The 7,593-nt window shown below is 59.6% G+C and carries 9 protein-coding genes and 1 pseudogene; 6 read left to right on the top strand and 4 right to left on the bottom strand.

Annotated features, from left to right (window positions below):
* Positions 1–52 precede the first annotated feature (52 nt).
* The 5 genes from AB7C87_RS23735 to AB7C87_RS23755 are packed head-to-tail and all read left to right on the top strand — an operon-like array spanning position 53 to position 3,082.
* The gene (locus AB7C87_RS23735) at positions 53–397 is read left to right on the top strand and encodes an ArsR/SmtB family transcription factor (RefSeq protein ID WP_369732014.1); all 345 of its coding nucleotides are present in this window, start codon (positions 53–55) and stop codon (positions 395–397) included.
* Positions 390–1,742 (top strand): SRPBCC domain-containing protein, encoded by a 1,353-nt coding sequence (locus tag AB7C87_RS23740; RefSeq protein WP_369732015.1) that lies wholly within the window; start codon positions 390–392, stop codon positions 1,740–1,742. Before AB7C87_RS23735 ends, AB7C87_RS23740 begins: the two co-directional genes overlap by 8 nt.
* A complete protein-coding gene (locus AB7C87_RS23745) occupies positions 1,739–1,864 on the top strand; it encodes a hypothetical protein (RefSeq protein WP_369732016.1) in 126 nt (41 codons plus the stop codon). The genes AB7C87_RS23740 and AB7C87_RS23745 overlap by 4 nt, the downstream gene beginning before the upstream one ends.
* Positions 1,865–1,895: 31 nt before the next feature.
* Positions 1,896–2,390 carry an SRPBCC family protein gene (locus AB7C87_RS23750; protein ID WP_369732017.1) on the top strand — a complete coding sequence of 165 codons (495 nt, stop codon included), beginning with the start codon at positions 1,896–1,898 and terminating at the stop codon, positions 2,388–2,390.
* Positions 2,387–3,082: a GyrI-like domain-containing protein gene (locus AB7C87_RS23755; RefSeq protein ID WP_369732018.1), complete on the top strand. Its 696-nt coding sequence runs from the start codon at positions 2,387–2,389 to the stop codon at positions 3,080–3,082. Before AB7C87_RS23750 ends, AB7C87_RS23755 begins: the two co-directional genes overlap by 4 nt.
* A gap of 193 nt (positions 3,083–3,275) precedes the next feature.
* Here AB7C87_RS23755 and AB7C87_RS23760 read toward each other — a convergent pair.
* A pseudogene (locus tag AB7C87_RS23760) lies at positions 3,276–4,103 on the bottom strand (IS630 family transposase); the annotation flags it as partial.
* Between the two features lie 216 nt (positions 4,104–4,319).
* Between AB7C87_RS23760 and AB7C87_RS23765 the strand changes: the two are divergent.
* Positions 4,320–4,727, top strand: a complete 408-nt coding sequence (locus tag AB7C87_RS23765) for an acyl-CoA thioesterase (RefSeq protein WP_369732019.1) — start codon at positions 4,320–4,322, stop codon at positions 4,725–4,727.
* Between the two features lie 8 nt (positions 4,728–4,735).
* Here the strand turns inward: AB7C87_RS23765 and AB7C87_RS23770 are convergent, their stop codons facing one another.
* The 3 genes from AB7C87_RS23770 to AB7C87_RS23780 form a co-directional block, all read right to left on the bottom strand.
* The gene (locus AB7C87_RS23770; protein WP_369732020.1) at positions 4,736–5,599 is read right to left on the bottom strand and encodes a UbiA family prenyltransferase; all 864 of its coding nucleotides are present in this window, start codon (positions 5,597–5,599) and stop codon (positions 4,736–4,738) included.
* Between the two features lie 32 nt (positions 5,600–5,631).
* Positions 5,632–6,510: a fumarylacetoacetate hydrolase family protein gene (locus AB7C87_RS23775; RefSeq protein ID WP_369732021.1), complete on the bottom strand. Its 879-nt coding sequence runs from the start codon at positions 6,508–6,510 to the stop codon at positions 5,632–5,634.
* Positions 6,511–6,582: 72 nt separating this feature from the next.
* On the bottom strand, positions 6,583–7,593 hold a 1,011-nt coding region (locus AB7C87_RS23780), incomplete at its 5' end, for a (Fe-S)-binding protein (RefSeq protein WP_369732022.1).

Genomic DNA, 7,593 nt, shown 5'->3' on the forward strand with positions numbered 1-7,593 from the left:
ACCTATTATTAAACTAAAAGGTTAAATAATAGCCCGGCATACGTTCAACTGGATGGTTGAACGAGAGCCGAACGACCTCGATCTCGACGCGATCTTCGGAGCGCTGGCGCACCCGACTCGGCGGGAACTCATCGAGCAGTTAGCCGGCGGACCGGAGCGCGTTGGCGACCTGGCCGAGCCACACGATATCTCCCTGGCGGCAGTTTCGAAGCACCTGCAGGTTCTAGAGGAGGCGGGACTCATCGACGTCGAGAAGGATGGACGCGTCCGTCGGTGTCATCTGGACGCCGCCCCGTTGAGTGACGCCTTCGGCTGGCTCACCCGGTACCGCGTCTTCTGGGAGGACCGATTCGACGCACTCGAGGACCATCTGGAGGACCAGGCCGATGATGGATGATACGACAAACCACGACGCTGTTACCGAATCACGCGACGACCGACTGATCGTTCGACGAACGTTCGACGCGCCACGCGAGCGCGTGTGGCGAACGTTTACCGACCCCGACGAACTCGAGCAGTGGTTCGTTCCCGAGGGGATGACCGCCGAGGTTCGGGTAAACGAGCGAGAACCTGGCGGCGAAATGAGTGTCATCTGGACGAATAACGACCAGCGTATCGTCAACGAAGGGTACTACATCGAGGTGGTCGAGTACGAGCGACTCGTCTCGGGCGAGGAGACCGAGGCAGGTGAACTTCGGCTCACCTACGAGTTCCGCGAGGTCGACGGTGGAACAGCGGTCGTCATTACCCAGGAATTCCCCGGCCCGGTACCCGACGGCGCGGCCGAGGGCTGGACGGGGATGCTCGATCAGCTAGCGGAGGTGCTCGCGGATGGGTCGACGATGGACGCTCCGTCGAACGACGCTCGAACCGTAACCGTGAGCCGCTTTCTCGAGGCGCCGCCCGAGCGGGTTTACGACGCGTTTCTCGACCCAGCGGAACTCGCCGCGTGGTACCCGCCAACTGGCTACACTGGCGAGGTCCACCACTTGGAGCCGGAGGGAGGCGGCACGTACCGCATGACATTCTACGGCGACACCGAGGAACGAGCCGACTTCGAACAGACCTTCGGCGGGACCTACCGCGAACTCTCTCGGGGCGAGCGGATCGTCTACACCGACGAGTTCGAGAGCGACGACCCCGAGATGGCCGGCGAGATGACGGTGACCGTCACCTTCGAGGCCGTCGACGGGGGCACCGAGATCACCGTTCGCCAGGAGAACATTCCCGAGGCGATCCCGCCCGCCGACGCGAACGCAGGCTGGAACGACTCCCTCGAGAGCCTGGCCGATCTCGTAACGGCGGGTTCCGTACTCGACGCGACGGACACGTCACTGACGATCCGACGCACGTTCGATGCGCCGCGCGAGGCAGTGTGGGCGGCCTGGACCGACCCGGACGAGATGAAGCGATGGTACGGCGCGAACCTGATGGACGTAGAGATTCACGCACTCGAAGCTGAACCCGGAGGTTCGTTCTCGATCACCATGCGAGACGACGACGACTCCTACGACGTCGACGGCGAGTTCCTCGAGGTGGTCGAGCCCGAACGCCTCGTCCACACGTGGTACGTCGGCCGGGTCACAGTCGACCTCGAATCCGTCGAGGGCGCTACCGAGCTCGTGTTCACCCACGAGAAGCTCCCGGATCGCGAGACCACCGATCTGCACGCCGAGGGGTGGCTCGCGGCGGTCGAATCGCTGGCGACAACGCTGGCGAGCGACGAGGGTCACGAACGATGACTCGACATTCGACGGTCCGCCCGTCCGATACGAACGAGACGATCCAGTGCACGTTCGATGCACACCTCGAGACGGGTGGCGCGGTCGACCGCGGTTGTCCGTACGGAAACGCGGACGAATAGTCCGGAAAAGACGACAATACACACGAAAATTATGACCGAAGACACAACGTTCGACCCGAGCCAGTACGACACGACGATCACGCGGACGTTCGACGCGCCGCGGGAGACGGTCTGGGCGGCCTGGACCGATCCCGAACAGGTGGCCGAGTGGTGGGGGCCCGAGGGCTTTACCGTTCCCCACTGTGAACTGGACGTCCGACCGGGCGGTACCTTCCACATCGACATGGAAGCGCCCGACGGCACCATCTACCCCGACGCCGGCGAGATCCTCGAGGTGGAAGAACCCGACCGACTCGTATTGCTCAGTCGCGCCTTCGAGGACGAGGACGGAAAAGCACAACTCGAGGTACGAAACACCGTCTCCTTCGAGGACGAGGGAGGCCGAACCCACCTCACGCTCCAGGCGGAGGTACTCTCGGCGACGCCGGCCGTCGAGGAGGCCCTGGGCGGGATGGAACTCGGCTGGACCGGAAGCTTCGAGAAGCTCGAGGAGTACCTCGACGAATCGGGAGTGACCGGGACGTGACGGGTGCGGACCCGTTCCTCGAGCACCGCGGCGAACGCCCGTGTGTCGAGATCCCGATCGAGGCCACGTTGGCCGAGTGGGGGGAGGTGAACGCCCTCGTCGGCGAACTCCTCGAGTGGCTCGGTCGGCGTGAGGTGCCTCTCGCCGGTGCACCGTTCTACCGGTACCACGTGATCGGCGACGAGACGACCCCGTTCGAACTGGTGGTCGGCGTTCCGACCGAGGGCCGACTCGCCGGCGACGACCGCGTCCGACCTGGAACGATCCCCGATGGCACGTACGCGGTCCTGATACACGAGGGACACCCCGACCAACTCGAGGCCCAGCACGCGGCGCTCGAGGCGTGGGCCGAGGCGGACGGACACGAACTCGCCCGTCGCACCGAAAACGGCAAGACCGTCTGGACGGGGCGTTACGAACACTACCGGACGGACCCGACCGAAGAGCCGGACCCAGCCGAGTGGACCACCGAAATCGCCACCCTCGTTCGGGACGACTTCCCGGAAGGCGTAAGCGCCCCGACGCGTCGGGCCCTGGCGGGAGCGGGTTACTCTCGTCTCGAGCAGCTGGACGGGGCGGACCCAGCCGAGATCGAGGCGTTACACGGCATCGGGCCCTCGGTGCTCGAGACGCTCCGAGAGAGCCTCGAATCGGCGGGATTCAATTTCAGTGGCAGTGGAGACGGAGACTGACTCTCGACACCGACGAGGTCGGACGACCACCGCGGGGCGTTCGTCCAGTCGCTCCGTCTCGAGAGTGTATCGATTCACGTCTAAGCTCTCTCTGAGCAGGGTAGCGAGTTGCACGAGCACTTCTCGCCATCACCTGCTCGTTCCTCAAACACTCATCTAGACAGTGTAGATTGATGTGGTAAGTAAACACTGCCTATAGTTGATAGTAAAAATAATCGATCATATTCGGTACGGTGATTCAATAGCAGTGTCAACCGCTGTTGTAAGCTCGTTGCGTGAGTCAAAGAAGCGATTTCTGAGTGCTGCCTGGAGTCATCTCCAGTGCTCTCCGACCGGACTTCGCTTTGGCGAGTACGCTGGCAATGTCACGAAGGCGAGGTGGTCGCGGGTCGCTAGACCCGTGACGGACGGCGTCCGAAAATACGGCGCTTTATCCAATACAATAATCAGATCATCTTCGAACCCTTTTCATAATGTGTAAGAGACATGTTTGCGTGATTGGCGGTAACGTACTCTTCAAATCGAGAGAAAAAGCGATCACCGTCCTCGGTGATCGCGCCTAAGAGACCGTCCAGTAGCATTGTTCAGATACTAAGAGATACGTTCAGTCGCGTTGTCCGAATAATAGACAGATGGCCGCGTGGTTCGGGGACACCACCGGTACACAGGTCGACTTGGACAGATTTCTTGGTTTGATCGACACAGACTGTCGTGGCATCCATCTTCGGCCGCTTTTTGTAATTCACACAGAACAGTTCTTGCTTATCAGCGACAGACTCAGCGACTGTACGGCGAGGTTTTTGATACCTCGACCCCGATTCTTTGAGTACTCTCCGACCGCTCAGGATCGAGTATTCGACATCGTACGTCTCACCGAGATGCTGTTGGACAAGCGCCGGCATCCACGCCGGCCTGTCAACGCCAACGTTTTCGGGATATCCGTGGACTGTTCCCTCGATTCAATATTATTACAATCTGAAACTTTTCTCCTTCTCCCAGTCTTATGACTATTAGAAATAGCCAGCTATCGTTTGTTCGTCGCTGAACGTCCTCCCATTCGGCTCTATAGTAACAACTGAAACGATTCATCCACCGAGGGCCGATCCATCTGGCGATCAGGTGTGCAAGGACGTTCAGTGGCAACTATCGTTCAGTCTGCGTGAGGCCATTTTCGTACGCTACCTGTGCGGAGACGTTCGGGGGTACATTTATTCCGACCGATCCCGATTTTGGGAGTATGACTTTCGAACGAACGTGGAAAGTTGGGTTTTCAGACACGGATCTCTTCGGAATCGCTCACTATCCCCGGATGATCGATGCCATTCACGATACATCCGATCTGTTCATGGAGTCAATCGGGTGGCCATACTGGGAGCTGATCGATGAACACGAGCTTGGCCTCCCGGTCGTCTCCATGGACTTCGATTTCGAACAGCAACTTCAAAGCGGTGACGAGGTCACGATCGAGCTGACAACCGACGTCGGCGACTCGAGCGTTCGACTGGATTATCAGGCATTCCACGACGAGAACGTAGCATTCAGGGGGACGGAATTTCGGGTCTGTGTCCCCGTCGGCGCCGACCACGCGACACCGGTTCCCAACGACCTTCGAACGGCGCTTGAGAGCGCGGGCGAATCGGAATAGGCGTCCGTTTATTGGAATACGATCACGGTAGGCGCTTCTGATGGACGAACCAGAAAAAACAATACAGCTGCGAAGAGGTACATTGTTCCGATTGATAGAACGACGGCGTGGGTCCGATCGATACGGCGGCTAGCACGGATCGCTACGGCGGAAATGGGAATGAGGGCCGCGTATTGGGACGATTGTGGAACGATTTCGACGACACTCGAAAGGAGAAGCAATCCGCTTCCCGCAAGGACAAACATCCAGGCGGCTACTTCTGCCCGTTCGTCGCCGACTACGACAGGAACTGTTCGCTTTCCACGTCGTCGGTCGTCGTGATAGTCGAGGCGATCGAGCAGGATACCAATTCCCGCCAGATGAACAAAGAAGACGCCGGCGAGGACGATTACGACCGTCGTCAGCGTTCCAGTCTGGGTGGCGTAGCCGCCCGCCATCGCGAGTGCAATTCCTAGTGGATAACTCACGGTCGTCGTTACTGGGTTCGTATCCAGGTACGGCGCATGAAGCAATCCCAAAGCGAGAATCGGAGTGGACAGAACGACTGAAAGGGTGCCCGAAACGAGCCATAGGTACGCGAGACAGCCACCGAACGCCGCCGTCGAGAGAACAATCGCGACGTGAATCTCAGTCGGTGTGAGTCGGTTCTGATCATCTTCATTTCTTACGTAGTAGTCGACATATCCGTCCCTAAGATGGGCGACGTACACGGCAAGACAAACCGCGAAACAGTGGGCGATTGCCGTCCCGACCGACACGTAATCGGCAAGTACCGCACCGAACACCGCTATCGCTCCCGCCGGGAGCAAAAAAACAGGCTGTACGTGCGCCAAGAGGCCGCTCCCGATCCGTTTGGCGTCGTGTCGTTTCACGTCCACCCTGTGTGGGCGCTCGGTAAATAGTGTTATCGTCCTTGCTGACTCTTTTGAACGTCGATATCCTCGAACGTGAGGTCGCGATCGCTAACGTCGACGATCATCGAACCAATCCCCTCGATTTCGGCATCGATCGTATCCCCACCAGAGATCTCGCTTACCCCTTCCGGCGTTCCGGTCGTCACGACGTCGCCCGCCTCGATCGTCGCTCCGATCGAAGCGTACTCAACGATGTCGGCACAACTGTATATCATGTCGCTCGTGTTCTCTCGTTGGCGGGTTTCCCCGTTGAGTTTGAGCTCCATCTCGAGATCGTGGGGATCGTCGATCTCGTCCCGCGTCACAACACACGGTCCAATGATCGTAAACGTGTCGTAGGACTTCCGGTTCGACCGATCTTGTTCCCCACGGACGGAGACGTCGAGGAGGATCGTATATCCGAGGATCGCATCCCAGACGTCGTCACGTTCGATGTCTTTGACGTCCTCACCCATAACGAACGCAAGCTCGATTTCGTGATCAACCCGTCGGTCGGTAAACGGAAGTTCGATCCCGTCTTCAGGACCGGCAACGCTCGATGCAGCTTTCAGGAAGTACCCCTTGTCCTCGATCGTGAACCACTCGTCGGTGACGATGTCCGTGTCGGCCAGCGCCTCCTCAATGTGGTTCTCGTAATTCAGCGGCGCGGCGATGACTTTTCCCGGGCGCCGAATGGGTGATTCGATGCGGACGTCGCCACGGTCGTATTCTGGATCGTTGTTCTCGTACTCGCTCGCGTCGAGTCCCTTCTGTGCGTACTCCTTTAGTGGATCGTTCGTCTCGAGTCCGAGGCGGTCAGTGACGTCGACGATTCCGTCGTCGTCCGTCAACAGACCGAGTCGGTCGTCGTCGAATCTAACGAATCGCATTGTAGGTACACAGTGGTACGCCAATATAAATCATCCTTTCTGCTCGTCAGTTGTAGGCTTGGAATCCGCTCATCATCGGTTACGACGTTCTTCATTCACGTCGACGGTGCCGTCGGTTTCGAGTGCCTCGACGATCAGTTCGGCGACGTCGACGATCTCGAGGTCGTCCTCGAAGTCGCCGGTCTTGCGGCCGTCTTCGTACATCGTCATGCACATCGGGCAGGCGACGACGAACTTCTCGACTGCCGACCCAGCGTCGGTCTCCTCGAGTGCCTCCCGGAGTCGCTCTTCGCTGGGTTTGGGCTCTTCGTCGAACTCCATCCAGAGGCCGCCGCCACCGCCGCCACAACAGAAGGAATCGGCGCGGTTGCGCGGCATCTCGAAGAGGTCACAGCCGGTGGCCTCGATGAGGTCGCGTGGGGCCTCGTACTCGTCGTTGTACCGCCCAAGGTGACAGGGGTCGTGGTAGGTGACGGTGTACTCGAGTTCTGTTCCCTCGAGGCCAAGCCGGCCGTCCTGCACTAATTCTTCGACCGCCTGGGTCCAGTGGAGCACGTCGATTTCGCCGTCCGCGTTCCACTGATCGGTGTAGTCGAAGGGCATCATCGGGTCGTCGGCGAACTCCGCGAAGTCGACCTCCGGATACTCGTTTGCGAACGTATTGTAGGAGTGAGGGTCGGTACAGACGATCGTGTCGAACTCACACTCCTCCCAGGTCTCGACGTGGTGGCCCGCGAGTTCGACGTAGAGGAACTCCTCGCCCACCCGGCGAACGTCGTTGCCGTCGTACTTCTCGTCCTCGAAAAGGATGCCGAAGCTAACGTCGGCTTCCTGCAAGATGGTCGCCAGCGAGCGGGCGACTCGCTTGTTCCGGTCGTCGTAGCTGGGGTAGTCGCCGACGTACCAGAGGTAGTCGACCGTCTCTTCGCGGGCGTCGGTGAGGTCGAACTCGAGGTCCTCAGCCCAGTCGGCGCGATTCCGTGGGGAGTCGCCGAACGTGTTGCCCTGTTGCATGACGTTCTGGAAGACGTCCTGCATGTTCGAGGAGACGTCGCCCTGGTCGGTGAGCTGGCGGTTGAGCCG

It is taken from the genome of Natrarchaeobius versutus, assembly GCF_041205745.1.
Lineage (GTDB): Archaea > Halobacteriota > Halobacteria > Halobacteriales > Natrialbaceae > Natrarchaeobius > Natrarchaeobius versutus.

Coding starts and splice junctions, on each gene's coding strand:
- AB7C87_RS23735 (WP_369732014.1), top strand. CDS start 53: ATGGTTGAACGAGAGCCGAACGACCTCGATCTCGACGCGATCTTCGGA.
- AB7C87_RS23740 (WP_369732015.1), top strand. CDS start 390: ATGGATGATACGACAAACCACGACGCTGTTACCGAATCACGCGACGAC.
- AB7C87_RS23745 (WP_369732016.1), top strand. CDS start 1,739: ATGACTCGACATTCGACGGTCCGCCCGTCCGATACGAACGAGACGATC.
- AB7C87_RS23750 (WP_369732017.1), top strand. CDS start 1,896: ATGACCGAAGACACAACGTTCGACCCGAGCCAGTACGACACGACGATC.
- AB7C87_RS23765 (WP_369732019.1), top strand. CDS start 4,320: ATGACTTTCGAACGAACGTGGAAAGTTGGGTTTTCAGACACGGATCTC.
- AB7C87_RS23775 (WP_369732021.1), bottom strand. CDS start 6,510: ATGCGATTCGTTAGATTCGACGACGACCGACTCGGTCTGTTGACGGAC.